Annotated in this window: 21 protein-coding genes, 1 tRNA gene and 6 pseudogenes; 17 read left to right on the top strand and 11 right to left on the bottom strand. The window is 68.9% G+C overall.

Features of this window, described 5'->3' with window-relative positions:
- Window positions 1–24 precede the first annotated feature (24 nt).
- Complete coding sequence (locus AC6F7H_RS28130; RefSeq protein ID WP_500759937.1) at window positions 25–1437, bottom strand: aminopeptidase P family protein; 1413 nt, start codon at window positions 1435–1437, stop codon at window positions 25–27.
- A 247-nt stretch (window positions 1438–1684) separates the two neighbouring features.
- On the opposite strand from AC6F7H_RS28130, the gene AC6F7H_RS28135 reads away from it, so the two are divergent.
- On the top strand, window positions 1685–2668 hold the full coding sequence (locus AC6F7H_RS28135; RefSeq protein WP_500759938.1) for a helix-turn-helix transcriptional regulator: 984 nt from the start codon (window positions 1685–1687) through the stop codon (window positions 2666–2668).
- A 39-nt stretch (window positions 2669–2707) separates the two neighbouring features.
- On the opposite strand, the gene AC6F7H_RS28140 is transcribed toward AC6F7H_RS28135, so the two are convergent.
- A complete protein-coding gene (locus AC6F7H_RS28140; RefSeq protein WP_500759940.1) occupies window positions 2708–3208 on the bottom strand; it encodes a transposase in 501 nt (166 codons plus the stop codon).
- 183 nt (window positions 3209–3391) lie between these two features.
- Here AC6F7H_RS28140 and AC6F7H_RS28145 point away from each other — a divergent pair, with 183 nt between their 5' ends.
- The 3 genes and pseudogenes from AC6F7H_RS28145 to AC6F7H_RS28155 all read left to right on the top strand — a co-directional run bounded on the left by AC6F7H_RS28145 (window position 3392) and on the right by AC6F7H_RS28155 (window position 4645).
- Window positions 3392–3796 (top strand): hypothetical protein, encoded by a 405-nt coding sequence (locus tag AC6F7H_RS28145; protein ID WP_500759941.1) that lies wholly within the window; start codon window positions 3392–3394, stop codon window positions 3794–3796.
- A gap of 121 nt (window positions 3797–3917) precedes the next feature.
- Window positions 3918–4256 (top strand): annotated as a pseudogene (locus AC6F7H_RS28150) (Tn3 family transposase); the annotation flags it as partial.
- Between the two features lie 86 nt (window positions 4257–4342).
- Window positions 4343–4645, top strand: coding sequence for a hypothetical protein (locus AC6F7H_RS28155; protein WP_500759943.1), 303 nt, complete (start codon window positions 4343–4345; stop codon window positions 4643–4645).
- Window positions 4646–5123: 478 nt separating this feature from the next.
- Here AC6F7H_RS28155 and AC6F7H_RS28160 read toward each other — a convergent pair whose 3' ends face one another.
- Window positions 5124–5780: a hypothetical protein gene (locus tag AC6F7H_RS28160; protein ID WP_500759945.1), complete on the bottom strand. Its 657-nt coding sequence runs from the start codon at window positions 5778–5780 to the stop codon at window positions 5124–5126.
- Between the two features lie 158 nt (window positions 5781–5938).
- On the opposite strand from AC6F7H_RS28160, the gene AC6F7H_RS28165 reads away from it, so the two are divergent.
- From AC6F7H_RS28165 to AC6F7H_RS28175, 3 genes and pseudogenes are all read left to right on the top strand, one after another.
- Window positions 5939–6064, top strand: a complete 126-nt coding sequence (locus AC6F7H_RS28165; RefSeq protein WP_500759946.1) for a hypothetical protein — start codon at window positions 5939–5941, stop codon at window positions 6062–6064.
- Window positions 6065–6299: 235 nt separating this feature from the next.
- Window positions 6300–6533 (top strand): hypothetical protein, encoded by a 234-nt coding sequence (locus AC6F7H_RS28170; RefSeq protein ID WP_500759947.1) that lies wholly within the window; start codon window positions 6300–6302, stop codon window positions 6531–6533.
- Window positions 6533–6803: pseudogene (locus AC6F7H_RS28175) on the top strand (hypothetical protein). The gene AC6F7H_RS28170 and the pseudogene AC6F7H_RS28175 overlap by 1 nt, the downstream one beginning before the upstream one ends.
- 60 nt (window positions 6804–6863) lie before the next feature.
- Here the strand turns inward: AC6F7H_RS28175 and AC6F7H_RS28180 are convergent.
- The gene (locus tag AC6F7H_RS28180) at window positions 6864–7829 is read right to left on the bottom strand and encodes a transposase (protein ID WP_500762097.1); all 966 of its coding nucleotides are present in this window, start codon (window positions 7827–7829) and stop codon (window positions 6864–6866) included.
- A 113-nt stretch (window positions 7830–7942) separates the two neighbouring features.
- Here AC6F7H_RS28180 and AC6F7H_RS28185 point away from each other — a divergent pair, with 113 nt between their 5' ends.
- The 5 genes and pseudogenes from AC6F7H_RS28185 to AC6F7H_RS28205 all read left to right on the top strand — a co-directional run bounded on the left by AC6F7H_RS28185 (window position 7943) and on the right by AC6F7H_RS28205 (window position 14087).
- Window positions 7943–8602, top strand: a complete 660-nt coding sequence (locus AC6F7H_RS28185) for an MSMEG_1061 family FMN-dependent PPOX-type flavoprotein (RefSeq protein WP_500759948.1) — start codon at window positions 7943–7945, stop codon at window positions 8600–8602.
- 453 nt (window positions 8603–9055) lie between these two features.
- Window positions 9056–10014 (top strand): annotated as a pseudogene (locus tag AC6F7H_RS28190) (IS630 family transposase); the annotation flags it as partial.
- A gap of 156 nt (window positions 10015–10170) precedes the next feature.
- A complete protein-coding gene (locus AC6F7H_RS28195) occupies window positions 10171–11826 on the top strand; it encodes a DUF6236 family protein (RefSeq protein WP_500759949.1) in 1656 nt (551 codons plus the stop codon).
- A 401-nt stretch (window positions 11827–12227) separates the two neighbouring features.
- Window positions 12228–13029: pseudogene (locus AC6F7H_RS28200) on the top strand (IS5 family transposase).
- Window positions 13030–13211: 182 nt separating this feature from the next.
- A complete protein-coding gene (locus AC6F7H_RS28205) occupies window positions 13212–14087 on the top strand; it encodes a PhzF family phenazine biosynthesis protein (RefSeq protein ID WP_500759950.1) in 876 nt (291 codons plus the stop codon).
- Between the two features lie 9 nt (window positions 14088–14096).
- On the opposite strand, the pseudogene AC6F7H_RS28210 reads toward AC6F7H_RS28205, so the two are convergent.
- Window positions 14097–14555 (bottom strand): annotated as a pseudogene (locus AC6F7H_RS28210) (IS5 family transposase); the annotation flags it as partial.
- A gap of 487 nt (window positions 14556–15042) precedes the next feature.
- On the opposite strand from AC6F7H_RS28210, the gene AC6F7H_RS28215 reads away from it, so the two are divergent.
- The gene (locus AC6F7H_RS28215; protein WP_500759951.1) at window positions 15043–16458 is read left to right on the top strand and encodes a DEAD/DEAH box helicase; all 1416 of its coding nucleotides are present in this window, start codon (window positions 15043–15045) and stop codon (window positions 16456–16458) included.
- 213 nt (window positions 16459–16671) lie between these two features.
- Window positions 16672–16914, top strand: coding sequence for a DUF5302 domain-containing protein (locus tag AC6F7H_RS28220; RefSeq protein WP_363043327.1), 243 nt, complete (start codon window positions 16672–16674; stop codon window positions 16912–16914).
- Window positions 16915–17067: 153 nt separating this feature from the next.
- Here AC6F7H_RS28220 and AC6F7H_RS28225 read toward each other — a convergent pair.
- The 3 genes and pseudogenes from AC6F7H_RS28225 to AC6F7H_RS28235 all read right to left on the bottom strand — a co-directional run.
- Window positions 17068–17289, bottom strand: a pseudogene (locus AC6F7H_RS28225) (integrase core domain-containing protein); the annotation flags it as partial.
- A 176-nt stretch (window positions 17290–17465) separates the two neighbouring features.
- Complete coding sequence (locus AC6F7H_RS28230) at window positions 17466–18044, bottom strand: hypothetical protein (RefSeq protein WP_500759952.1); 579 nt, start codon at window positions 18042–18044, stop codon at window positions 17466–17468.
- A 113-nt stretch (window positions 18045–18157) separates the two neighbouring features.
- The gene (locus AC6F7H_RS28235; protein WP_500759953.1) at window positions 18158–20095 is read right to left on the bottom strand and encodes an SMI1/KNR4 family protein; all 1938 of its coding nucleotides are present in this window, start codon (window positions 20093–20095) and stop codon (window positions 18158–18160) included.
- 367 nt (window positions 20096–20462) lie between these two features.
- On the opposite strand from AC6F7H_RS28235, the gene AC6F7H_RS28240 reads away from it, so the two are divergent.
- Window positions 20463–20822 carry a hypothetical protein gene (locus AC6F7H_RS28240; RefSeq protein WP_500759955.1) on the top strand — a complete coding sequence of 120 codons (360 nt, stop codon included), beginning with the start codon at window positions 20463–20465 and terminating at the stop codon, window positions 20820–20822.
- 9 nt (window positions 20823–20831) lie between these two features.
- A complete protein-coding gene (locus AC6F7H_RS28245) occupies window positions 20832–21377 on the top strand; it encodes a hypothetical protein (RefSeq protein WP_500759956.1) in 546 nt (181 codons plus the stop codon).
- A gap of 191 nt (window positions 21378–21568) precedes the next feature.
- Here AC6F7H_RS28245 and AC6F7H_RS28250 read toward each other — a convergent pair.
- Window positions 21569–21643: transfer RNA gene (locus AC6F7H_RS28250), tRNA-Trp, on the bottom strand.
- 203 nt (window positions 21644–21846) lie between these two features.
- On the opposite strand from AC6F7H_RS28250, the gene AC6F7H_RS28255 reads away from it, so the two are divergent.
- Window positions 21847–22944, top strand: a complete 1098-nt coding sequence (locus AC6F7H_RS28255; protein WP_500754592.1) for an IS630 family transposase — start codon at window positions 21847–21849, stop codon at window positions 22942–22944.
- A 39-nt stretch (window positions 22945–22983) separates the two neighbouring features.
- On the opposite strand, the gene AC6F7H_RS28260 is transcribed toward AC6F7H_RS28255, so the two are convergent.
- Both AC6F7H_RS28260 and AC6F7H_RS28265 read right to left on the bottom strand, forming a co-directional pair.
- On the bottom strand, window positions 22984–23514 hold the full coding sequence (locus tag AC6F7H_RS28260) for a GNAT family N-acetyltransferase (protein WP_500754593.1): 531 nt from the start codon (window positions 23512–23514) through the stop codon (window positions 22984–22986).
- A 366-nt stretch (window positions 23515–23880) separates the two neighbouring features.
- Complete coding sequence (locus tag AC6F7H_RS28265) at window positions 23881–24564, bottom strand: hypothetical protein (protein WP_500759957.1); 684 nt, start codon at window positions 24562–24564, stop codon at window positions 23881–23883.
- Window positions 24565–25408 lie beyond the last annotated feature (844 nt).

Genomic DNA, 25408 nt, shown 5'->3' on the forward strand with positions numbered 1-25408 from the left:
GCACCGACGACGCCACCGCCGCACTCAGCCGGAGAAGCGCGCCATCCATGCCTCGACCTCGTCCGCGGCGCGTGGCAGGGCCGCCGACAGGTTCTCGTGGCCGTCGTCGGTGACGACCAGGTCGTCCTCGATCCGGACGCCGATGCCGCGCCACTCCTCGGGCACCGTCAGGTCGTCCGCCTGGAAATACAAGCCCGGCTCGACGGTCAGGCACATGCCCGGCTCCAGCACACCGTCGACGTAGTCCTCCGTGCGGGCCTGCGCGCAGTCGTGGACGTCCAGGCCCAGCATGTGACCGGTGCCGGCCATGGTGAAGCGGCGCTGCAGGCCGAGCTCGTACGCGCGGTCGACGGGACCCTCGATGAAACCCCACTCGACCAGCCGTGCCGTCAGGTGACGCTGGGCCGCCTCGTGGAAGTCGCGGTACCGGGCGCCCGGCTTGACCGCCGCCATGCCGGCCTCCTGGGCCTCGTACACCGCGTCGTAGATCTCGCGCTGCAGGGGCGTGAAGGTGCCGCTGATCGGAAGCGTGCGGGTGACGTCGGCGGTGTAGAGGGAGTGCGTCTCCACACCCGCGTCGAGCAGCAGCAGGTCCCCCGGGCGCACCGGGCCGTCGTTGTCCGTCCAGTGCATGATCGTGGCGTGCTCGCCGGCGGCGCAGATCGAGCCGTAGCCCACGGCGTTGCCCTCGAGGCGCGCCCGGCGGAAGAACGTGCCCTCGATCCACCGCTCCGACGACGCGATCGCCCGGGAGAGTTCTGCGACGACGTCGGTGAAGCCGCGCACGGTGGAGTCCACGGCCTTGCGCAGTTCCCCGAGTTCCCAGGCGTCCTTGACGAGGCGGAGATCGCTGAGCGCCTCTTCGAGTTCGGCGTCCCGCCCCGCGTCGGTGGTGACGGCGGCCTCGAGGGAGGGGGCGATCCCACGGACGATCCGCGTCGGTGCTCCGGAGGCGGCGGCCAGGTCGGCAGCCGCGGTGCGCACGTCGCGGCACGGCAGGCCGAGTACACGCTCCGACTCGGCGAGTGAGCGGCGCCGGCCCGTCCACAGCTCCGCGTGGGCGCCCGTCCAGAACTCGTCGTCGTCCCTGCTGTCCCGCGGCAGCTGATAGCAGTAGGCGTCGTGGCCGCCGTCCGCGCGGGGTTCGAGGACGAGCGCGCCGTCCCGGACCTGGTCGCCGGCCATGTGCACGTAGCCCGAGTACGGACGGAAGGGGTAGGTGTCGTCGTTCGAGCGGACCTTGAGGTTCCCCGAGGGGATCACGAGGCGTTCGCCGGGGAACCGCGCGGAGAGCGCGGCGCGGCGGCGGGCCGCGTGCGGGGCCTGCTCGGCGAGCTGGAGGTCGTGTCGTTCGGTGTCCGCCCAGCCCGTCCGCATGAGGGCGGACAGCTCTGCGGAGATCTCCGGGTAGAGGCCGTTCTTCCGGCGCTTCGCCACGTCGTGCACCTTTTTCCGTTGGGCTTACATGTGCTTCCCAAGGAAGCCCATGTCTCGGCGGCGAGGGCCGGCAAGCGCACCGTCCGGGCAGGGTGGCCCCCGCCCGGTGGGGTTCCGGGCTCCCTCGCTGCCGCCGGTTGGCGGCGGCTCCCGGACGGTACCGCCTCGCGGCGGACGCTGGGGCCGAACAGTGCCAGTGGCACAGATCGGCCACGGGCCCGGGCGGAAAGCATCGATAATGTGCCCCATGGCGAACGCAGAACTCGGCGAGGCCCTCCGGCGGCTGGGGCTCGATCACACGGCGTGCCGGGTCTACCTGGCCCTGCTGGAGCTGGCTCCCGCTCCGCTGAGCGCGATCGGCGCGGCGGCCGGGCTGGGCGGGACCGATCTCGCCGCGGCTTACGGAGAACTGGCCGACGCCGGGTTGGCCAGTTCCGCAGCCGAGGACGGGGACACGGTGGCCCCGGTGCCGCCCGCCGCGGGCCTGGAAATCCTCGCCCGGCACCGGGCGGCCGAGCTCGAGGAGTCGCGCATCGCCGTCACAGGCGCGTTCGAGTCGTTCCGGCGCCAGCGGCTCGCCGCGTACAACGACAACCTCGTCGAGGTCGTCACCGGCGAAGCCATCGGTCCGAGGATGCGTCATGCGTGGGCCAGCGCCCGCGAGCAGATCCGGCAGTTCGAGTCCCCGCCGTACGCCCCTCTGGCCGGAGCCACCGACGACGCCCTGGCGACGCTGGCCCGCGGGGTGACGCAGCGCGTCGTCTACTCACGGGAGTCACTGGAGCACCCCGGCCACCTGCAGGACGTCATCGAACCCTGCATCGAGGCGGGCGAGCAGGCCAGGGTGCTGCCGTCGGTGCCGGTCAAGCTCTTGATCATCGATGAGGCGTACGCACTGGTGTCGCTGTCGATCAAGGAAGCGGACGTGCACAACACCATGTTGGTGGTGCAGCCGTGCGGCCTGCTCTCCGCCCTGGTGGCCCTGTTCGAGCAGGCATGGCACAACGCCCTCCCCATCCACGGCCACGCCACCGGCCCCGTCGGCCTCCCACCCGCCGACCGTCGCCTGCTGCGTCTCCTTGCCGGCGGCGCGACCGACGACGTCATCGCCCGCGAACTGGGCATCAGCCGCCGTACGCTGTTCCGCCGCCTCCAGATCCTGATGGCCCGTCTCGGCGCCGCGAACCGCTTCCAGATGGCCCTGCAGGCACAGCGCTCCGGCTGGCTGTGACCAGGCGTCCAGGAGCCCTTGCGACGGCTCCGTCCGGCTTCAGCGGAGAACGGTTCGTTGTGGCCCCCACGCGATCGTCACCCGGCCCCGAGAGTTCGTCATCGGCGGCGAACAGGCCGACGCTGACACCAGGGGACGAGACGGCCCGGGTGTTCCTCTCCGGAAGTCCTCGGCCGTCGCACCCAAACCCGGAGGCCCGACGCCCGCCGCCTTCTGCTCACAGCGACGACCCCGAGCCCGCACGCCGCGCTCGTCACCAGCGGCGCCACCGCTCCCTCCGGGCCCTGTTGCGCGCGGCCCGGGAAGAGTTGGCCGCCTGGGCGAGGTGGCACACGCTCTGAGGTCGTCCTGGCGGACCCACGTCCGCAGCAACTCCGCGGTGATGTCGAGATCCGCGGCCACCGCCGCGTACGTCCGCTTGCCACCCGCGGCGCGGTAGAGCGCGACGGCGTCCTGTCCGAACTCCTCCGGATACGGAGACTTGCGTCCCACCTGGACATCCCTCCCTGGACCATCAAGATCCACTGCCAGAGTGTCCACTCCAAAGGATCATCCTCAACGCCTCCGGACAACCCGGTCTCCCGTGAACACAGTGCCTGCGGCCGTTGAGAGCAACCGCCGTCGGCGGTGACGGCGAACCTGCCCGGTTTGTGGGTCCCCAAGGGGGCGAATAGCCTAGTCGCAAGGGGTCGGTTCGATCAGATTCGATCAGAGGGGCCGCCCATGAGTAAGTACAGAAACCGCGCCTGGCGCGCGACGGGAGTCATCACCGCACTCGCCACGGCCGCCGCGATCGGCTTCGTCGCCCCGGCTGAGGCTCAGTCCACCGCTCGACTGAACGCGTATGTCAGCGACGGCTGGGGCGGTGGAACCCTCATCAGCAACCCCGCCGGGATCAACTGCCACACTTCGGCGTGGGATCCGTACGCCGGTGACCCGGCGCCCGACCCGACCGGTACCTGCACTGCGAGCTTCCCGATCGGGACGACGGTCCACTTCAGCGCTACAGCTGACGCGGGTTCATACGTCAACTTTCCGCCCGACCCAAATCCCGTGACCATACGGACCGGCTACAACTACACGGGGGTTGTGTTCTGCCCGAGCACCGGCCTCTGTTCTGCAGGCTAGTCGCCCGTTGCAGTCCGGTGTGCGGCCGCGCCACCCCGCCATCTGAAGTGGCCTGGGTGCCCTGCCATGTTGGGCATTTGGGCCATTCTTTCGAGCAGGGGCAGACCCGTTACGGGGGGCGCTAGCCCGGCAGGTGTCGGAGGCCCGTACGGCGGCCGAGCGGCGGCTGTATGAGGCGGTGGCCCGTGCCACCGACCGGGCCGATCCGGCGCTGGCGGAGCTGCTGGTGGTGCCCGAGGGCAAGCGGGTCTCGGAGTTGGAGCGGCTGCGTACGCCGCCGACGAAGACGACGGGCACCGCGATGGTCCGGGCGATGGAGCGGGTGGAGGAGATCTCCGCGTTCGCGCTGGGCCGGATCGATCTGTCCCGGGTGCCGGTGAACCGACTGTCCACGCCGGCCCGGTACGGGCAGTTGAGCAAGGCGCAGACGATCGAGCGGGCGCCGTACGCGAGGCGCAGCGGATCGCCGCTCGCGCCGACGAACTCCAGGCGTTGCGCGAGCTGGGCACGCTGGAACAGGCAGAGCCCCGCGACGGGGACGAAGTCGTGCGCGACAAACTGACCCGGCGAGCCGGCGGGTGCGTCCAGGCCGACGTCGACGCCTGGCTCGCCCACGCCCTGGCTGCGCACCTCGGGCGCTACCGCGCCCCGGCCGCCCGCGAGGCCGCCGCCGGCCTTCTTCCGCCACCGGTCCTCGTGCATGCCGGGCTGCTCGCCGAACTTGCCCGCCTGATCCCCGACGCTGGCGTCGACCAGCTGGCGTTCGCGGCCCGGCTCTCCACCAGCGAACCCGAAGCCGCCAGAGCCCTCGCCGTGTTCCTCGCCCGCGCCCGCTCCGACGCGAGCTGACCTCTCCCAGGCCGTGTCACGCTCCCCCGGAAAAATGTCACGCCACTGCGAATACGTGCCCGTTTGCCCGTTTCTTGGTGCCCGCAGGGGCCTCCAGGCCGGATTCCGAGCGGGGGGAGTGACAGCCGGGGTCCGACCTCACGCACGCCCGGGAGCAGTGCGGAACGTATACGCTCCGTACGGAGCGTGATGTTCAGGCATGGGGTGTCACGCTGTCGCGTGAAAACGGTCTTGAATGAGGGCTCCGGGGGTGTTCCGGCTTCAGGGCGCGGTCAATTCGGGCATTTGAGCGGCTGCTGTCACGCGGTCGGCAGCGAGCGTGACGGGCGGCGTGAAATGTACGTGACACCCGTGGTTGTGACGCTGGGTGAGCATGACACCGCTCGGAACGGGCCCGTCTCCCAGGCTCCCAGGTCGTCCCCAGTGACGAGGCGGGCACCGACAGCTGGTCGGCACGGGGCCTGAGGTGGCCGTGCGGTCAGCCGTTGAGCGCGGCGGAGGGTTCGTTGCCGTTCTGGGCCTGCTGGGATCGCTTGGCGAGCATCGTGGCCAGGCCCCGAACACTGTCCTCGTCGATGTCGCCCTTGTGCGCGGCAGACTCCATGGTCCACAACAGCGTCGTGCCGACCCGGGTCTGGGTCACGGCGCCGGGCTCGCCGTGGAAGCCGGAGGTGCCGAGCCGGGCGTCGTGCTCGTCACCGATCGGGCCGAGCTTCAAGGTCTTGGCTCTCTGGCCCGTCTGGCTGGCCTGGTTGCAGTAGTAGCCGTCCCAGAGCACGTCGTACGCGTCCTGGGCCGCCTGTTCGCTGTCGTAGGCGACGACCTGGAAGGTGACGGAGGCGAAGGGGTCCTCGCGCCGGAAGGTCGCGGCGCCGAAGAAGCGGGAGTTCTCGCAGCCGGCGTTGCCCTTGATGGGGCATGCCCGCGAGCGGTAGAGCTTGTTCATCTCGACGGCTGTGGGCTGGAAGGACTGCTTCCAGCCCGTCATGACCTCGCCGTCCGGCAGCGTCTGGCCGACCTGTTCCTTCGTGAGTGCCGCCGCCTTGCCGGTTGTGCTGTCGCTCTCTGGCGCGCCTCCGCAGCCGCTCAGCAACAGTGCCACCGCGGTCGCCGCGTACCACCGGTGCGTTCTCATGGCCATGCCACCACCCCCTCGAGTTGGTCATCGTACGCGGACCGTCTTCGCGCGGGGCGTGCCGACCTTCGGCCGCTGTTGCCAGGGGCTGTCACGTTGTCACGCCGGGCGGTTCTTGGCAGATGTTTATGCAGGTCGCGGGCGGGTTCGAGGGAAGCGTGACAGTTGGCTCGCGCCGCATCCGCCTCACCGACGCCTGGGCCAGCGCCAGCCACCACCTCGACGAGGGCGACGCCCCTCACGTCTTCCTCATCAGCTTCACCGACATCACGATCTGCAAGTAGTACCGCGGCCACGCAGCCAATAACCGGCGCCGCCGACGCCCACGTTGGCCGCGGATGGTAGATGGGTCGCACGGATGTGCGACCCATCTACCATCCGCCTTCCTTGGCAATCGCTCCAGGTTCAGCGTCAGAAGACAACGCAGTCGTGGGCCGGGTTCTTCCGGAGTGCTCCCCGGCCCGGTTGCCCGGCGATGCCGTGGTGAACAACGCCAGTTCTGCCCTCGGGAGCCCCTCGATGAGCGAACAGCCAGCCCCCGCCGACACGGCCCGGCAGCAGTTGGAGCCCGCGGCCGCCGACGGGTTGCGCGCGTGCGCGGCCAAGACCCGCGCCGACGCCGACCGGTTCGCCGCCGTGCTGGAGGACATCGCCACCCACGGCCTGCCCGACCCCGAGCAGTGCACCCCGTGGGAGGAGCTGCGCGAGGCCCACCTCGCCCGGCTCGCTCGCCAGCGCCCGGCCGTCGCCTGATGGCCCCGCCGCACGGCCCGCCGCGCCCGGATCGCCTTCTCCGGCTCCGCCGCAAAGCAGTTGGAGAACCTGACCAGCGAGGCGGAGATCCACGCCCTGGACCGCGCCCTGGTCGTCGTCTCCGTCGACCCCGACGTCGGCGAGCCGATCCCCGGCGACACCGCCGGTCCCCAGCTGCGCGAGTACGCCGATGAAGTCGAGCGCGTACGCCTCGTGTACTGGGTCACGGCGCTTCGCACCGTGGTGGTCGTGGCATACCTCGAGGTCTAACGGGCTGCCCCGCGATTGATCTTGGGGCGTGTTGGCCTGCGGGTTCGGCTGGGTCGTGGTTCAGCCGGCCTTGATGCGAACGTGCACCAGCTCGGTGCTGGGTTTGTGCCGGGTGGGCCGTTTGGCGGCGCGGTCGGAGACCAGAGCGGCGATGGCGAGGTGAGTCTCGCCATAGGTCTCGCGGCGGCCGGTGTACCGCTGGAGCGGGCGCCACTGCCGGACTTCGGCGTTGGCGTGCTCAACGCAGATCCGGCGGGAGGACTGGCGGCGTTTCATCTCGCGCCAGCCGTACCGCTCGGTGACCGGCCCCTCGTTCGGGGCCTTCATGTCCTTCGGTTTCTTGGGCGGGGCGCTGACCTGGTCGGGGAACTCGTTGGCCAGGCAGCGGTAGCCGTCGTCGACCTCGGCCTTCACGCCGGGGTGCCGGTGGAACTGCTCGGCGATGCCCTCGGTGCGCACGGCGGTCTGGTCGTGCATCCGACCTGGGCGCTGGGCCCCGGACCACAGGGTGCGGCCCTGACCATCGCTGATCGTGGTGGTCTTGACGGTGTTCTGCCTGCGCTTGCCGGAGACGAAGGCCCGCCGGCCGGGACGGCCCGCGTGTGGGCGGCGCACCTGGGTCTCCATCCCGTCGATCCGCAAGGTGACGCCCTCGGCCTCGGCATAGGCGAACACGTCCTCCAGGGTCCGCAGCCGGATGCCGGGCCGGTCGGGAACGGCGAACCCACGGTCCGCCGGCAGCGGGCGGACCTCCCGGATCGCCCGGCCGATCGTGGAAGACCCCACCTCGTAGAGCACGCCCAACGCCTCATGGGTGAGCCCGGTCCGCAGATGGACCAGTGTCACCAGGAGCCGGTCGGTGAAGACCAGTTCGTACTTCGGCCCGGCCCCCGCCTCCCGCCGACGGTCGCCCTCACGTCGCTCATGGCGCCCGGACTCACAGCGCGCCACCCAACGCGGAGCGAGTTCTGCGACCAACTCGCCCAGATGTTGGCGCGACAGCCCGCAGAAGGCAGGATGGGACATGGCCGCGCGGGCCTGTTTGGTCTTCACACACCAGACAACTCGCGCGGGTGCCTCTATGTCCCCGCACTCACCGACCAAGATCAATCGCAGGTCGGCCCACTAGGGTCGGAGGCATGACGACACCCCTTGCCGGCAGTGCCTTCGACTCGCTCCGCCTCGACGCCGTGCCCGACCAGGAGGCGCTGCGCCGGGCCTACGAACTCCCCAGCGACGCGGCCGTGCGCAAGCAGATGACCGAACTCACCGAACAGACCCGGAAGTTGATCGGATGCTCATCGCTGGTCCTGGTCGCCAGCGCGGACGCCGAGGGCAACTGTGACGTCTCCCCGCGCGGAGGCCCCGCCGGGTTCGTCTCCGTCCTGGACGCACGGACGGTGGCGATACCGGACGCGACCGGCAACAAGCGTCTGGACACCCTGCAGAACGTCGTCGCCACCGGACGGGCCGGGCTGCTGTTCGTCATCCCGGGGCGCACCACGACGCTCAGGGTGAACGGCCGGGCTGTCGTCTCCACCCGCCCGGAGCTGCTGTCGCAGCTGACCGCCGTGGGCAAGCCGCCGGCCAGCGCGCTGGTGCTGGGGATCGAGGAGGTCTACCCGCACTGCCCCAAGTCGCTGCTGCGCAGCGGGGCCTGGAAGCCGGAGCAGTGGCTGCCGGCGGACGCGCAGCCGACCTCGGCCGAGGTGACGCTGGCCCAGCTGCGGATGCCGGAGCTGACGATCGCCGACATCGAGCAGGCGGAGGCGGATTCGCTGAAGTACCGGTACGAGTAACGGGCCGACCAGCGAGTGCTGAACCACCAGCCCGCCGAACCCCCGGACCAGCACGCCCCAAGATCAATCGCGGGGCAGCCCGTAACCGCCCCTGGTTTCCTCTGCCCCCTCCCAGGCCGACGGGACACCGCACTGATCACCGGCGGCCGTGACCAGCGGCCGCCTCATCGATCAACGTCCTGACCTACTGCCGAGCTGTCGGCACCTGTCGGCGTTGGTCACTGCTGAGCGCCCTTTCACCGCCCAAGGACGGCCTGGGAGGGCGCTCGTGCGTGAGCACTGCATTAGGAGTTCGATCCTCCCTCGGACTGGTCGGGGCGCGCCTCGTGAACCGACGCCGTACGTGGATGCTGTGTGCCGCCGTCCGGGGGCGTTGATGTCAATGTTGGATGTCAGCGGAACAGCTCGGGCATCGGGCAGGCCTCCAGCGGCTCCTCCGACCGGTCCCCAGAGGAGATCGCCGCCGCACTGCGGGTGTCGGAGCGGTCGGTGGAGCGCTGGCGGAAGTCCTGGCGTGAGCGGGGCAGGGCCGGGATCCTGTCGAAGGGGTCACCGGGCCGTCCGAGGCTGGGGCCGGCCCAGATGGAGCGTCTGGAGCGGGAGCTGGAGCGTGGCCCGCTCGCGCACGGCTGGCCGGACCAGCGGTGGACCCTGGCGAGGATCAAGGCGCTGATCGGCCGGCTGTTCCACGTCTCGTACACCATCGAGGGCATCTGGCTGTTGCTGAGGCGGCACGGCTGGTCCTGGCAGCAGCCCGCCCGGCAGGCGACTGAGCGGGACGACGAGGCGGTCGAGCTGTGGAAGAAGGAGGTCTGGCCGCAGGTAAAAGAGTGGCCGCGGCCCGGGGTACGTGCATCGCCTTCGAGGACGAGGCCGGGCAGTCGATGACACCGCCCAGGGCCAAGACCTGGGGCCGGGTCGGCCGCACGCCGGCGGTCAGGGTTCGCGGCCGGGGAAGTGGCCGTCTGTCCATGGTGGGCATGTGCTGCTTCAGGTCGGGGTCCCGGTCGAGGCTGATCCACGGGCTGCCGGAGTACCGGGGCCGCAGGGGCGAGCCGAAGGGCTTCGGCCGGCGCGACTTCTACCGCCTCCTGGTCCGGGCCCGGGTCCGGCTCGGCAGCCCGATCGTGCTGGTCCGGGACAACGTCCGCCTGCACCTCACCCACGGCATACGGGAGTTCATCGAGAAGAACGCCGACTGGCTGACCGTCTTTCAGCTGCCCACCTACGCACCGGACCTCAACCCCGTCGAGGGCATCTGGTCGCTGGTCAAACGCGAGATCGGCAACCTTGCCGCCGCCAACCTCTCCCAGGTCACCCGGGTCGTCAAGCGCAAGCTCAAGCAGATCCAGTACCGGCCCGACGTGCTCGACGGCTGCCTCGCTGGCACCGGTCTGCCCCTCAACGACTGACCGACATCACGAATTCAAGTTCAGTACTGGCGCCGGAGGGAAGCCGCCCGAGTCGGCCCCCGTCCCAGACAGGCCGGACCAGACAAGGCCGTACCAGGCAGGCCGGACTCGTGCAACACGGACTCGGCGCTGCCCCGTACGTGCTTCGATCTACCCATGCGCGAACCCATCACCGCACTCTGGGAGCCCGACGTCAGTCCGCCGTTGGAATGGCTGATTCCATCCATCCTGTATCAGGACAAGGTGGCCACGTTTGCACCTGAACCCTGGGAGGACGGAGCTGACAAGGCCGCCGCTCATCGACTCAGAACGCTTCTGGGATCGCTCTACAGCCCTCTCTCCCTATCCTCCGCGCTGATACCGGATGATCTGGTGGACATTCTCCGGGGGAAGCTGCCTCATTGGCGCGGTGAGATGAACAAGTGGAACCAACGGAACAACAGTGAATGGATTGGGTCGTGGCTCCGCAGGACCGACCACCACGACCGGGCCTTGCGAAACTCGGGATATCGCGCACGGATCACGACCGGAGAGGCGGACGATGCGAGGTTGTCCGCCGAAGCGTCATCCCTTCAGCAACGACTCGACAGAAAAGTGAGTGAAATAGATGCGCTCGAGTCGCGGCTGGAAGACATGCGACGTGAACTACAGCCGATCTTGACCGCGAAGCGGGAGGCGAACAGACTCCTTTTCGCATCGGTGATGCGCACTCGAAACGAAATCATATACGGGATGGAGTCGGGTCCCGAACGTGAAGCCGCCCTACGCCGCAACGACACGGAGATCGAGGAGACCCGTCGGCAGATCGACTCCCTTCTGCAAGATGATCAGCTCACTCCCTATTACTCGGCCCTGCACCGCGTGAGCGTTCTGGCACGCGAACGACGCAACCTGCGACGAACCCTGAGGGAGGCGAGGTCCCGTCTGGCCGCGTGCCGCTCCAGGATGGAGACAGCGCGCCACCTACCGGCGATGCCCTGGCTCCGTCCCGAAAACCAGACGAGCCTGGCCGGCCTCCCCAAGCACCTGAGCACCCTCTCCGTCGGAAAGATCGGCACAGGACGGGTGTTTGAATTCTTGGCGACCGAAGCGGGCATGTGGTTTGTGCCCCACTCGCAGGGACCCTGGGCCGGAACGCTGATCGGCCCCGCCCCCGTGATACGGGACGTCCTCGCCACGCTGGCCGAATGGCACTGCTCGCAGAATTCTGACTGGGTCCTCATATCGACACCTCAGCGGATGATTCACGGGACGTCGGGACTTCTGAGCGAAGAGGCAGACACATCCCTCGTCATCAGTCAACTGCTGCCGGTTCCGGCACGGGGAAACCTGGAAGAGATAGTCGATTTCCGGAGGTCGCACGAGACGGAATTTACGATTATCCGCGAAGAGGTAACCGGAATTTTTTCCAACTTCTCCGACCTGGAATCTCTCGATGAGGTCACCCGGCAACTGAAGGAGCGACTGAAAGAGCCGCTGGAGGAAATCGAGGCAAGCCTGCTGCATCACAAGAATCTGGGAACCAGGAATATCGCCAGAAGCATCGCCTATCGCACCTTGGGTGGGGGGCGCAGCATCGTTACGGGCCTAGCGACGGCAGCAGTAGCAGCCCCCGTGTTCGGCAATACGTGGGAAATGCAGGGAGCAGCCGCAGGAACCTTTGGAGGAGCGGTACTTGCGACCGGCGCCCTGGTCGCAGGCATCGTACGGTCGGCCCACGCCTTGCAGGTCTCCCAGACGCGTCTCCACGACTCCCCCTACCGCTATGTCTACGAGCTCGGTCGCCAGTTCGGTCTGAAAGGCGCCGTGTAGGGGCGGCCGCGCGTTGCGACCGGGGCGAGTGGGACGCCCTGAGGACGGCGGTCAACCACCGTCGGCCCTACGCGCTGTATGGGCGAGATGACTACGATCTCAGTACATCGGAGGCCGGCGGCATCGGCGACGGTCAAGATCCGCCCATGTCGGTTGATGAGAGTGGCAAGGGTGACGGGGAGACGACGGCCTCGAACGTTCGCGCGATGCGGAGATGGGTCCTTTGCCTCGCCAGTGGGCTCGTGGGTGCAGCCGTAGGGGCTGGCGTCGTAGGGGTCATGTGGCGCATGAGTGAGTAAGGGGTCGCGCGGACAGGTGTGGTGGCGCACCTCCGGCAGCAAGGCAGGCACAGGTCTTGACGATCATGGAGTTGCGACGCTCTGTGATCACCGGGGAGACCTGTGCCTGTACTGCCATCATGGCTGACCGAACCGCTCTGGGACCAATTCGCCGCGCTGCTGCCCGAACAGCCGGCCTACGACCCGGGCCATCCGCTGGGCTGCCACCGCCCCCGCATCAGCGACCGGATCGTCTTCGGCAAACTGCTGCAACTCCTGCGGTTCGGCTGCTCCTACCAGGCGATCGCCGATTCGACCTGCTCGGCCACGACGATCCGAGGTCGCCGCGACGAATGGATCCGGCTCGGCGTCTTCGCCCGGCTCAAGCAGATCGCGCTGGACGCCTACGACCAGATCGTCGGCCTCGTGCTGGACCAGATCGCGATCGACGGATCCATCACCAGGGCCCCCGGCGGCAGTGAGGTCGCCGGGCATTCACCGGTCGACCGCGGCAAACAAGGCCTGAGGCGCCCGGGTATGACAGATGGTTATGGAATTCCGCTGGGCGGTGCCCTGGCCGGGGCCAACCGTCACGACTCCGCACTTGCTGGCCCCGACCCTGGACCGCCTGGCAGATCTCGGACCGCTGCCCGACGAGATCACGGTGCACCTGGACGCCGGCTACGACTCGGGGAGAACTCGCACCCTGCTCGACGAACGCGGACTGCACGGCCGGATTGCTCACAAGGGCGAGAAGGCACCGATCCAGGCGAGCCGACGGTGGCACGTCGAGCGCACCCACGCCTGGCAGAACGCCTTCCATCGGCTCGCCCGCTGCTACGAACGCCGCGCCACCGTCGTCGACGCCTTCTTCGACCTCGCCGACACGATCATCACCGTCCGTAGCCTCACCCGACAGTCCTGAACCACCCACCGCTGGGACAACCGCCCGAGGCGACGCCCATGAACCCATCTGTCGGCGTGGGGGCCCGGTTCGGGAAGGGGCAGGGTGGGTCTGTATCGATATGCGGCTCCGCCGCAGGCGCCCATACCCGCCTCCGCCCGCGTCCAGGAATAGCCGCGGGCCCGCACCGGGTTGCCACGAGCATGACGACGAATGCGCCGCGGCCCGAGGTGCTGCGATACACCGCCTTCTCCGGCACCCCCGACGGCGGAAACCCCGCCGGCGTCGTTCTGGATGCCGCCGGGCTGGACGACAGCGACATGCTGGCCCTCGCCGCCGACCTCGGATACTCGGAGTCCGCGTTCCTGGCCGCGCCCCCGGAGGGCCTCGGCGGCCAGGAGGGGCGGGCATACAGCATCCGTTACTTCAGCCCCAAGGCCGAGGTGCCGTTCTGCGGGCACGCCACCGTCGCAGCCGCCGTCGCGCTCGCCGAACGGAGAGGTCCCGGGGAACTGGTGTTCGCGACGCGCGCCGGCACCGTGCCGGTGGAGGTGGCCGAGGAGGACGGGACGGTCAGGGCCACGCTCACCAGTGCCGAGCCGCACATCGAGGAGATCGCCGACGCCGACCTCGCGGAGGCGCTCGCCGCGCTCGGCTGGCCGGCCGCCGATCTCGATCCGGGCTTCCCGCCCCGTATCGCGTTCGCCGGCGCCCGCCATCTCGTTCTCGCGGCGGCGACGCGCGCTCGCCTCGCGGATCTCGCGTACGACTTCGCACGTCTCGAAGCCCTGATGCACCGCCTTGACCTGACCACGGTCCAATTGGTGTGGCGGGAGTCGGCCACCGTCTTCCACGTCCGTAACCCGTTCCCCGTCGGCGGCGTCGTCGAGGACCCGGCGACAGGCGCCGCGGCCGCCGCGTTCGGTGCCTACGCCCGTGAGCTCGGCCTGGTCCCCGAGGACGCCGTCCTCACCCTGCACCAGGGCGAGGACCTGGGCCGCCCCGGCGAGCTCACGGTGACACTGCGCGCGGGTGACCGGCGCGTCCGGGTCGGCGGCGCAGGAGCCCGCATCAGCTAAGAAGTCATCTCATTTGGCGAGTCGGCGGTAGCAGATGAGGGTGCAGGCGATGCTGGTGAAGGCCAGGAAGTGCTCGGCCTTGCGTTCGTAGCGACGGTGGAGTCGGCGGCAGCCGGCGAGCCAGGCCATCGTGCGTTCGATGGTCCAGCGGTGACGCCCGAGCCGCTGCGAGGTCTCGATGCCCTTGCGGGCGATGCGGTGCCGGATGCCCCGCTGGGACAGCCATCGCCGCAGGTGGTCGTAGTCGTAGCCCTTGTCGGCGTGGAGCTTGCCCGGCCTGCGCCGGCGGGGGCCGGGGCGGGAGCGGACGGGAGGGATGCCCTTGACGAGCGGGACCAGGGCCTGGCTGTCGTGGACGTTGGCGCCGGAGATTCCGGCGGACAGGGGCAGACCGGTCCGCTCGGTGATCAGGGGCATGGGCGCCGGACCCGCACCGATCAGGAGGTGGGAAGAAAGGCGATCTGCTGCAATCACTCACTCTCCTATGCGCGGTGGTCACCGACCGATACCGGTCCAGTGAGATGGGAGCCCGCACACTGTGCCGTAGAACGACAAGCCGCCCGCCGTGGTGGACTGGACGGGCGCGCTTGCCTTCTGTGGAACAGAGGATCGCAACTCCGGCCGTTCGCGATGCCGCCTCAGTCGGGTCATGATCGCGCCGTGCGTGAGCCCCTTTTGTAGGCAAGTGTGCGGGATGGCCACCCCGGTGATGTATCGGCGCATCTCGGTGAGTTGGGGCCCGGATCAGGTAATGCCGGAAAGGCTGTCGTGCTGCGTAGGGTCATGGAAGAGGGAGGGGCGATCGGTATCACGGCGCGATGTTATGCATCGTGTTAGTCTCATGCGTTTGCGTGGTCGTCGCGGTGGGCGATTCTGCCTGTTCGGTTCCGCTTGTGCGTGGGCTGTTCAATCCTGCCGGGCCTTCCTCGGTACGTTCCTCTGCGGAAGGCTGTTCATGAAGCATCCCGATGACTCCGGCATCGCTCACGGCGGTCCCGCCCAGCCCGGGGCCTTGACCCCGGCGCTGCCCCCGGCCGTCTCCTTCGCCAGTCTGGAACTGCCGGTGGAGGTGTTGCGGACACTGAGCGGACTCGGGGTGCGCGAACCCTTTCCGATCCAGGCCGCCACACTGCCCGATGCCCTGGAGGGGCGCGACGTCCTGGGGCGCGGACGCACCGGATCGGGCAAGACGCTCGCCTTCGGCCTGCCGCTGCTGACACGTACGGCCGGGCGGCGCGCCGAACCGAAGCAGCCCCTCGCTCTCATCCTTGTGCCCACCCGCGAACTGGCTCAACAGGTCACCCAGGCGCTGGCGCCGTATGCCGAGGCGCTGCGGCTGCGGATGGCCACGGTCGTCGGCGGCATGTCGATCGGCCGGCAGGTCGCCGAGCTGCGCCAGGGAGCCGAGGTGGTCGTCGCCACCCCCGGACGCCTGCACGACCTGATCGAGCGCAACGCCTGCCGCCTGGGACGGGTAAGGATCACCGTGCTGGACGAGGCCGACCAGATGTGCGACTTGGGGTTCCTGCCGCAGGTTGCCGACGTGCTCGACCAGGTGCACTCCGACGGTCAGCGGATGCTCTTCTCGGCCACTCTGGATCGCGACGTCGATCAGCTGGTCCGCCGCTACCTCCACGACCCCGTCGTCCACTCGGTCGACCCGTCCGCGGGCAGGGTCATGACGATGGAGCATCACGTTCTGGTCGTCCACGGCCCTGACCGCTACGCCGTCACCACGGAGATCGCCGCCCGCGACGGCCGCGTACTGCTGTTCCTCGACACCAAGCACGCCGTCGACCAGCTCACCCGGCATCTGCGGGCCAGCGGGGTGCACGCCGGGGCCCTGCACAGCGGCAAGTCCCAGCCACAGCGCACACGGACCCTGGCGCAGTTCAAGAACGGCCAGATCACCGTTCTGGTGGCGACCAATGTCGCGGCCCGTGGCCTGCACGTCGACGACCTCGATCTCGTGGTCAACGTCGACCCGCCCACCGACCCCAAGGACTATGTGCACCGGGCGGGCCGCACCGCCCGCGCCGGTGAGTCGGGCAGCGTGGTCACGCTCGTGCTGGCGGGCCAGCGCCGCGAGACGAGCCGCATGATGGCCGGGGCCGGCATCGAGGCGACCGTCACCAAGGTGCGTTCGGGCGAGGCGGAGCTGAGCCGGATCACCGGCGCCAAGGCTCCCTCCGGCACCCCGCTCGACGGCGGGCCCGCCGTCGAGCGGCCCAAGAACACCAACGCTCCCTTCCGCGGCCTCGGCACCAGCAAGGACACCGCCCGCGGCACCGGCGGCAAGTCCCGAAAGGCCGGCGAGGCCCGCAAGCTCGCCGAGGCCCGAAAGGCCGCCCTCGTGCGTCGCAACGGCTGAGAGGCGTTGCCCCGGCAGCGAATCTCCTGGCCACGGGATCGACAACCCGCGGCCCGGCCCGAAGCCCGTTCTGCGTCCCCCCGCCTGCGAAGCGAACGCCCTCGGCCGGGAGAGGGACACCCGCCGAAACGGAGCAGGACGATGGTGCCGGTGCCCCGCACTGCGCCCGGCATGACAAGCTGTGCTCGCCCACCCCCGAACCAGGAGGTCACCATGACCGCAGAGCCCGTACCTACGGAAGGTTCGGAGCCGGCTGCCCCCGAGACCTCTCCTCTGGCGCCGGACAGCGACGGAAACCACGACCTCAAGCGCAAGTTCCGCGAAGCCCTGGCGCGCAAGCGCGGTGCGCAGGCGGCCGCCGCCGATGGTGCCGCCCACCCGAATGCGTCGAAGGTGCGTGCGGCGCACGGCCCGGCTGCGAGCCAGCGGTCGTTCAGGCGTAAGAGCGGCGGCTGAGTCGATCAGTACCCCGGTCCGGCCGCTTCACCGGCACTCTGAGCGCCCCCCACTCGCGCGTCCCGTGCAGTGGCCCGCGACGTGCGCGTACCCCAGTGCGCGTTGCGGGTAAGGCGTAGCTTGAGGTTGATCCCCGGGAGTGGACACCGGGTTTCATGCGGCGAGTGGCAGCGTAGTTGATGTGATCAGCCGCTGTTCGAACTCGATCGGTGTGAGGTAGCCGAGGGAGGAATGCCGTCGGCGCCGGTTGTAGCAGGCGAGCCAGCGGAACAGCTCGAGCCTCGTCTGCGCCTTCGAAGTCCAGCGCCGTCCGTGGAGCAACTCCCGCTTGAGCCCATGGAAGAACGACTCGGCCAGGACATTGTCGTAGCCGGACGTGGACTCCTCCACGACCGTGACATCACGAGACGACTCGTTCTGCCGCCGCTGGACACGGCCGTCATACACGAACGCTGACACCGGCCCGTCCGGAACCCGGTTCGGACGTCACCGACCGTACTGCGCCAGGTCCTCCACGATGCCGACGCACACGCCGGGGTGGGGCGGTACCCTCAACCACCGCCCCACCCACTGGCGAAGACGCTGCTCGAGCAGGGCTTTACGATCACTGGGCAGGAGTTCCACAGCTCCACCCCGGCCGTGATCAGTTCCAGCACCGCGCGTTGCTCGTCGGGAGTCCATGCGGCGCACTCGCCTCCGAACAGCTTCTCGCAGGCGTTGTTATGCACCGCGCTCTGCTGGGGCAGCCGGTGGACCTCACCGAGTCCTCGGTCCAGATCCTCGAAGAAGTTCCACGCGTCCAGCACCGCACCCGAGGGGACGCGCCGGCGCGACGGGTCCTTCAGCCAATGCTGGACACGGACGAGCTCCAGCGTGTCGGCCTCAGAAGTGGCCGGCCTTCGCCCCCGCCGGCTCACATACACCCGCGCCTGCCGAACAGTCATGAACACCGGTACCCGACAGTGATCAGCTCCTGGCAACGCCAGCACCTGATCAGGGTCGTCGCCCCTGCCACCGATCCACAGAACTACCCCGCTGCGGCCGAGCCCTCGCACCCGGTACGCGTAGAGACCGCCACCCCCACCGTGCTGTCCGGCCGCAAACACATCTGCCATCTCGATCTTTGCCACGCTCTCACCCTGGCACGACCCGCGAGAACCGTTGCGGATTTTCTCCGCAGCGACTGGCCTCATCGGAAAACCCGGAGAGGTCCGCTACCCGGCCAACGGTGCGAGACGAGCCACTAGCTGCTTTCCGTCCGCTCGCCGTCCGCAGGGCGCGCGGCTCCCCGGTGTATGCGGATCACCGCGTACGTCTCGCCGTCCCCCGGCGGCCGTGTCCAGGAGCGGGTGGTGAACGTGTGCAGCCGCCCGTTCACGATGGCGTGACGCGGCAGATGGGCGCCGAACTCCCCGCTCGCCGCTTCCAGCAGCGACCGTTCCACCTCGGCGCCGTCCTCCGGGGCGCCGAAGAACCGGCTCGGGTCCAGTGCCCGTGGTATCTCCCCGCTTTTCTGGATCTCTCCGTCCGCGTACGTGAACGCGTACTGCTCGGCACCGTCGCGCGCCACCGAAAGGTGGAAGAACGGTTCCCCGTGCCGTGTCCTCAGGCCGCTCCACACCACCACCGCACGGGTGCCCGCGCCGGCGGCCGCGGCCGGGGAGACGAACCGCCGCCGGTCGAACGGGGCGGGGTCGCCGTCGAAGGCGAAGCTCCAACCGGTACCGGCCCGGCCGACCGCCATGAGAGCCCTGTCGTCGTAGGACGAGAATTCCCTGCTGTTGTGCAGCGACCTGTGGCGCGCCTCCCAGAGGGTCATGGGTTCGTTCAGCACGGTGCCGTCCCCGTCCGCGAGACGTCCGGGCAGCTCCTTCGGCTCCACCCCTTCCACCAGGACGAATCGGTAGCACGTGCGGTGGCCGCCCGGGTCCGGCTCCGCGAGCCACGCCAAGCCGCCCGGATCGAGCCCGGCCGTCGGCTCCGGTGCCTCACCCGCCTGCCCGCCCCGGGGAGCGGACAGCAGCTCGCGGCCCCGCTGGGGGGTCAGCAGCGGCCCGAGCACCGGGTCGGCCACCCACCCCAGCGGCACCAGGTGGTCCGGTCCCAGCGGCTCCCACAGGTGCAGAGCGTTCATCAGCGTCCGCCAGGCACCGTCGGTGTCTGCCCACCGCGCCAGCTCCCGCGCCCGCTCCACCGCCTCTCCGAACGGTCCGGCCGCCGTGTACCGGTACGTGCCGTTCCTCACCTGATCCAGCGTCGCGTAAGCCAGTGCCACCAGGTCGTCGTCGGCGCCCCGCAGAGGGAACCTCAGCGTGGAGTCGTCCCAGTACGAGTGCGCCGCGTGCTCGGCCACCAGCGCCGGCAGCAGCTCAGGCGCATACCGCGGGTCCGTCACCAGGCCGTCGTAGTACACCATGGAGGTCTGTCCGAGCAGGCGGCGTATCTGGTCGCCCAGCCCGGCGGCCCGCGGCCTGCCGTACTCCTTGGCCTCGTCCAGCGCCTTTACGGCCCGTTCCCAGCCGCCGCGCAGCGCCTCCAGCCGGGCCTCCTCCACCAGGGCGTCCAGCTTTCGCGTCGTGTCGTTGACGAACACCGGCTCCCCGTCGCCCCGGCGCGCCCGCAGACTGTGGAACTTCCGGTGCATGTCCCGCATGAACTCGAGGAAGTTCGCGTGCCGCTCCGGTGGCGCGGCCCGCCAGCCCGCCCACGTGTAGACGGCCCACTCGCCGTCCTCGTCCATGTCCTCGGGATCCATCAGGACGTAGGTGGCGTCGGACCTGACGTCGAGCTGCAGCCCGCGCCGCCAGAGGTCCGCCTCCCGCCACTCCTCGGGCCCGGCGTCCTCGTCCAGGTCCTCCTCGAAGATGTCCGCGAGTCCCGACTCGTCGTCGTGCCAGCGCACATCCTCGGCCCCCGCCAGCAGCCACACGAACCCGCCCGCGTGCCGCCACCCGTCGCTGACCTTGAGGAACTCCCGGTAGGACGGGGGCATCCGTCGGCCGAGGCGCTCCTCCACGGCGGCGATCCGCTCTTCGGACGCGGGCGGGAACCCCAGCCACCGCGCCTGCCGGGCGGCCTCGTCGTCCTGACCCCGCGTCTCACCGTCCGGCAGGGAATCCGCCCACTCCCCGCTCCATCTGAGCAGGAAGGGCCGCCAGTCGAATGTCGTGGTGTCCGTCATGCGCCCGATGCTGCCACCCGCCACTGACATCGATCCGTTGCATGCTGCGGCCAAGGACCCTCACGTACGCGACCAGCTCGGCAGGCTGTGCCGGCGTGCTCGCGCCCTGCTCGGGCGATGGAGAGGCTGGCGAACTCCCATGTCGGTGAAGGCGAGCCCGGGGCCCGTGGGCGCGTCTGCCGTGGTCCCGGAAGCAGGTGTGCCCCAGTGCACGGGCGAGGCACCATCTGCTGCTCGCTCGTGCCGGAGTTCCGGGCGGCGAACAGCTCTCGCGCGTCCTGCCGGTGTTGGTGTACGACGGAGGCTGTGGTCGACGTGAGGGTGCGGGCACCGGGGACGCCGGGGCAGCGGAAGAGACCGGTTGACTGTGCGCGAGACGGTCACCATGACGGTGCCCACCTGCCCGACCGGCACGTTTCAAGCCGTACTGGCCACGATCCAGTGCCAGGGGTTGCCCTTGGCCATGGACCTGAACTCGCCGGCCACCGACCAGCCGGTCATCCGTCCTCCTCACACAATGTGGCAGCACGCGCTGGCCGAGGCTGACCGGGTCTTCGCGTTACCTCCCGAACTCGACCGCCCGGTGGACGGCTGCACTTACTGCACCCCGGAGTCGGAGCTGCGCATTCTCGGTGGCGACCCCGCTGCCGTACCAGACGATCTCCTCGGGCATTTCATGCGTGAGGTCGTCAGCCACTGGGAAGCGGACCAGTACCCCGCCCTATGACGTCGTCTCATGCCCCGTGCGCTGCGCTACTGGGGGCCGGAGGGCCATGGCACCGATCCGTCCGAGGGAATCGGTCATCTCGGCCGGCGCGGGGCCAAGTTCGTTGACTGGCCCGCGCCCGAACGTGCCGTTGCAGGGCAGGCCTTTCGAGCACTGCCGGCGATCGCTTTGGTTGACGGTCGGCCCCCTTCGGACATCGCTGATCTTTTGGAGGGAATCGCTCATGCGACGGGTGATCTGGAGCCGTGGCTGGAGCACATTGCTGGGCTTGCCGGCCCCGAGGCGGACGCCGGGCGCGTCCGCCTCGCCCTCGACTGGGCGACCGAACTTCTCTGGGAGGAAAACCGGTTCACATGGTGGTACGACGGCGATCCCCAGGTGATCGCCACATGGCTGCCCACCCAGCGAGCCCGCATCGCCACCTTCGCCACGCGGCATCCGCACTGCAAGACCGCGGCCGACGCGCTGATCGCGGTCGATCGACTCCAAGCCGGTGACCATAGCCCATGGTCGTACCCGTACGGCATGAACGAGTTGCTCAGGCTGGCCCCATGAGCAGACTGAGGTGTCGTCGGTCAGCACCGGTCGATGTTTCCTGCCACAGACGACATCAGCCGCGCGTATGCCTTCTTTAGGAGAGCGGTTGGGCGATCAAGGGCATGGCCTGCGGGTTCCCCGCCTTGCATGCGGGCCGAAGGGGCTTCGGGTGTCCCGGGGAACCCACCCGGGCGCGCAGCTGGGACGGGCGAAGCCGACCGGATTCGAACCGGCGTCCTCGCGATTTTGGAGACCGCGCGCGACGACCTCTGCGCTACGGCTTCGCCCGGCGGGGATCCTAGCCCACCGCGTTTCGGGACAGACCAGGCTTCCGGCACTCTTGGCCTGCGGGGCTGAAAGACAGCCGAAGATCGCGTCATCGTCCACGACTTCAACCTAGTGGCTCGTCACGCAGCCTTGGCCGGGTAATCAACCCGCTGTTCGTCGGGCAGCAGACTGTCTCCAAGACCTGATCTTGGAGGTGGTCGTGGGACGTCGACCAAGCGTGTTCGTCCGGCCGGTGAGCATGGAGGAGGGCCGGAAGCTGCAGCGGATCAGCCGGACCGCGAAGGACCCGGTGAAACTCCGCCGGGCGATCGTGGTGCTGATGTCCGCCCAGGGCCAGACGGTCAAGGACATCACCGTGCTGATGCAGGCCGGCGAGGACTACGTCCGCGATGTCATCCACGCCTTCAACGAGCGAGGGCTGGACGCGCTGGACCCAAAATGGAGCGGGGGACGCCCCCAGACGATCAGTGACCAGGTGCGTGAGCGCATCTGCCTGATCGCCCGGACGTCCCCCGCCGACTGGAAGATCACCGCGTTCTCCACCTGGAGCCTGAGCAAGCTCGCCGAGCACCTGGTCAAGCAGAAGGTGACCGCGGCCATCAGCCGGGAGACGCTGCGCCGGATCCTGCACGCCGGCAAGGTCTCCTGGCAGACCACCACCACGTGGAAGGCGTCCACCGACCCGGAGTTCATCGCCAAGATGCACCGCATCCTGGCGCTGTACGACACCCCGCCCGCCGACGGGCGGGTGATATGCGTCGATGAGTTCGGGCCGCTGAACCTGATGCCCCGCAAGGGCAAGGCGTGGGGGCCGGTGCGGCGTCCGCGCCGGCTGCGGGCCACCTACAACCGGTACAACGGCGTAATGCACATGCTCGCCGCCCTCGATCTGGCCACCGGCAAGTTGTACTACCGCATCCGCCCGCGCAAGCGGTGGCGCGAGTTCCTCGACCTGCTCATGGTCCTGCGCGCCCGCTGGCCCGGTCAGAAGCTGTATGTGGTGCTGGACAACTTCTCCCCGCACAAGCATGCCAAGGTCCGCGCCTGGGCGGTCGGCAACGACGTCGAGCTGGTCTTCCTGCCGACCTACGGCTCCTGGCTGAACTGGATCGAGGCCGAGTTCGCCGCCCTGCGCTACTTCGCCCTCAACGGCACCGACCACCGCAGCCACGACGAGCAGAACGCCGCCATCGCCGCCTACGTCCGCTGGCGTAATGCCCGTGCCGAGCCGAAGACCATCTTCGCTCCTGACTCACCCATCCGGACCTGGACCCGGTATCCGACCCGCGCTGCCTGAGCACCCGTAGGAGGTTCAGAGGCAGTGTTTTGCTCGCCCCTATCGGGCGAGGGGCGACTTGTCGGTCGCAGCCGGACCGCGGGCCAACACGCGGGTGGTGGTGCCGTCGTCCTCTTTGATGTCCCGGACATGCTCGAAACCGATTCTGCCCAGCAGAGTCAGTGAGGCCTCGTTCGATGCAGCTACGGTGGCATACACCCTGGTCAATCCGAGAGTATCCAAGCCATAGGCGACGATGGCCTCAGCCAGCTCAGTCCCTAGGCCGGACCCCCATGCCGTCGGCGCCAAAGCGTAGATGATCTCGTGGCCTCCGACGACGTCGGTCAGCTTGATCTCGGCATGCCCGACCAGGAGTCCGTTGCGACGAACAGCCCAGACATCGAACAGGTCCTGGGCATAGACCTTCGTGAAGATCCGCCCGAACAGGGCCCGGTCTGTTGCTTCGGAAGCAGGGCCGTCACCCATCCACTGCGACACCCTGGTGTCCTGGAACAGAGCGACGAAGCCCTCTTCGTCCTCGGGGACGTACGGCTCCAGAAGCAGCCGCTCGGTGCGCAGAGTCGGGGTCACAGATGGCGACGCTACCCACGCAACATCCGTGTCGGCAAACCACTTTCGCCTGCGCGGACATCGCTTTTCTCGTCGCCATGCCCCACATCGCCCAGCGCTGCAGGCCGAGCTGTCATGAGGGGCCATTTACACGGTCAACTATCCGAGCTGAGCCACTAGCTGCCTCAGCAGGCGGTGACTCCGGTGCAACCGCAGACGGAGACCAACACTCCTTCGAACTGTGTTGGCGGGAGGTTGGGCTGTGTACGGGGGCGTTCACCTGGGTTCATAGTCGGCTGATCATCGGCGCCTGGACGGCTTCGGGTCCCGCCTGAACGGCTGTGCGCGGCGCTGAACGAGACGGAAACTGAGACGGTGGCGCGTGGGCTATGCCGCTTCCCAGCTGAAGCGACCCTCCAAGCGGTCCGGGCTGAGGTAGGCGTAGCCGGCGCCGTGGGCGAAGTTCAGGAAGTACGGTCCGTCTTCGACGGGGTCCGCCATGCGGAAGAAGAAGCGCCACGGGGCCTCGACACCGGCCCAGTCGGGATAGGTGGGCCGGCCTCCGAGGTAGTCGTCGGCGTCGACCATGCCGTACTTCTCCCACCCCTGCTCCACCTCGTCCAGTACCGGCGTCAAGTCGATCCGGAACTCGACCGGCACGTGCTCCTCGTCGGGGCCGAAGCGCCACAGCGAGCGCCCCTTCGTCCCGGCCGGTCCGACAGTGGTGAATCCGGGGATCCGACCACTGGGCTGGACGAGCAGGACGGCTTCGCCGTCTTCCGCGTGCATGCCGCCGGTCTCGTAGTCGTCGTACGACAGGAAGAGGTACGCCATACGTCGTTCCTCGCCGGGTTCCGCAGGGACGGGGAACTGCCCGATGAAGTCCAATGGCTCCCCGGTGCTCGGGTGCACCGGCCAGCAGGGCTCGCCCAGCCATACGGGATCACCGCCCAGTTTGGCGACGGGCTCGGTGACGGGCTCCTCGACAGCGTGGAACGTCATCTCCAACCGGGGAAGGTACCCGGCGTCGTACGGGCCTTCGGCCCCCTCCACAGGACGTGGCAGCAGCATGCCCGGACAGTAGCCGTTGGCTCCGACAAACCATGCCGGCGGCCGCGTTCGCGACTCCAAACCGAAGGTACGCCATCAGCTTGGGAAGCTGAGGTGATCTACGGGCGGTTGCTCGACTGACCTGGGCGGAAGCGCTGCTAACGTCCGATCGCTTGTCAGGCTGGTTCCCCGTGGTTCCCCGCACGATCTGGCACGGGTGTGGCACGAACCTCGGCCAACACAGCCGGTCGCGACGGCGAGTGCGTCGACCGATTAGTTAGGCACTCTCAGGAAGCGAGTCGTCCTGTGCCCCTCATGTACCTGATGTGTCGTCAGGTAAGTCGGCATCTGATCGGCATCAGTCCCCGCACATTCCGATACTGTTGTCCGAACAGACGTCTGGTCGGCGGCGTCGCAACACCCTGGTTCGCGCGGAAACGAGGGCAGGAGCCCTGTCGCCGGAGTGAACCGATGTTCCTTGCGATCTTCGGGCCCAACGCATGCCGTTGTACAGTGAAGAACGCCCTTGACCTGCGGCAAGCAGGCAGGGAGCCGTCTTCCAGGAGTCCTAAATGCTGCGTACTCTGTTCAAGTCCAAGATCTAGCATCTGGGCATTTGTGCAGGTCAAAGGCGTAGTGAGATTGTTCAGGTCAGCAAATGGTCAGCATCGGGCGCGGGAGCGTCCCGGCTTGCTGACCGGGTGACTGCCACCGCGGTCGTGGCGGGGCGGAACGTGTAAGTCATCCACCCGCACGGCACCGCCGCCGACCCGGCGTGCCCTGCGACCCTGGACCAGGTCCGAGGGCGCCGGCATGGTCGGCCGAAGGCTGTCCTGTCGTGGTCCGAGCGGCCTTAGCGTCGTAC

This window comes from Streptomyces sp. MMS24-W38 (genome assembly GCF_059889265.1).

What these genes read in the sequence shown, in the direction of transcription:
- AC6F7H_RS28135 (WP_500759938.1), top strand. Translation starts at nt 1,685, where the DNA reads ATGGCGAACGCAGAACTCGGCGAGGCCCTCCGGCGGCTGGGGCTCGAT.
- AC6F7H_RS28145 (WP_500759941.1), top strand. Translation starts at nt 3,392, where the DNA reads ATGAGTAAGTACAGAAACCGCGCCTGGCGCGCGACGGGAGTCATCACC.
- AC6F7H_RS28160 (WP_500759945.1), bottom strand. Translation starts at nt 5,780, where the DNA reads ATGAGAACGCACCGGTGGTACGCGGCGACCGCGGTGGCACTGTTGCTG.
- AC6F7H_RS28170 (WP_500759947.1), top strand. Translation starts at nt 6,300, where the DNA reads ATGAGCGAACAGCCAGCCCCCGCCGACACGGCCCGGCAGCAGTTGGAG.
- AC6F7H_RS28180 (WP_500762097.1), bottom strand. Translation starts at nt 7,829, where the DNA reads ATGTCCCATCCTGCCTTCTGCGGGCTGTCGCGCCAACATCTGGGCGAG.
- AC6F7H_RS28185 (WP_500759948.1), top strand. Translation starts at nt 7,943, where the DNA reads ATGACGACACCCCTTGCCGGCAGTGCCTTCGACTCGCTCCGCCTCGAC.
- AC6F7H_RS28195 (WP_500759949.1), top strand. Translation starts at nt 10,171, where the DNA reads ATGCGCGAACCCATCACCGCACTCTGGGAGCCCGACGTCAGTCCGCCG.
- AC6F7H_RS28205 (WP_500759950.1), top strand. Translation starts at nt 13,212, where the DNA reads ATGACGACGAATGCGCCGCGGCCCGAGGTGCTGCGATACACCGCCTTC.
- AC6F7H_RS28215 (WP_500759951.1), top strand. Translation starts at nt 15,043, where the DNA reads ATGAAGCATCCCGATGACTCCGGCATCGCTCACGGCGGTCCCGCCCAG.
- AC6F7H_RS28220 (WP_363043327.1), top strand. Translation starts at nt 16,672, where the DNA reads ATGACCGCAGAGCCCGTACCTACGGAAGGTTCGGAGCCGGCTGCCCCC.
- AC6F7H_RS28235 (WP_500759953.1), bottom strand. Translation starts at nt 20,095, where the DNA reads ATGACGGACACCACGACATTCGACTGGCGGCCCTTCCTGCTCAGATGG.
- AC6F7H_RS28245 (WP_500759956.1), top strand. Translation starts at nt 20,832, where the DNA reads ATGCCCCGTGCGCTGCGCTACTGGGGGCCGGAGGGCCATGGCACCGAT.
- AC6F7H_RS28265 (WP_500759957.1), bottom strand. Translation starts at nt 24,564, where the DNA reads ATGCTGCTGCCACGTCCTGTGGAGGGGGCCGAAGGCCCGTACGACGCC.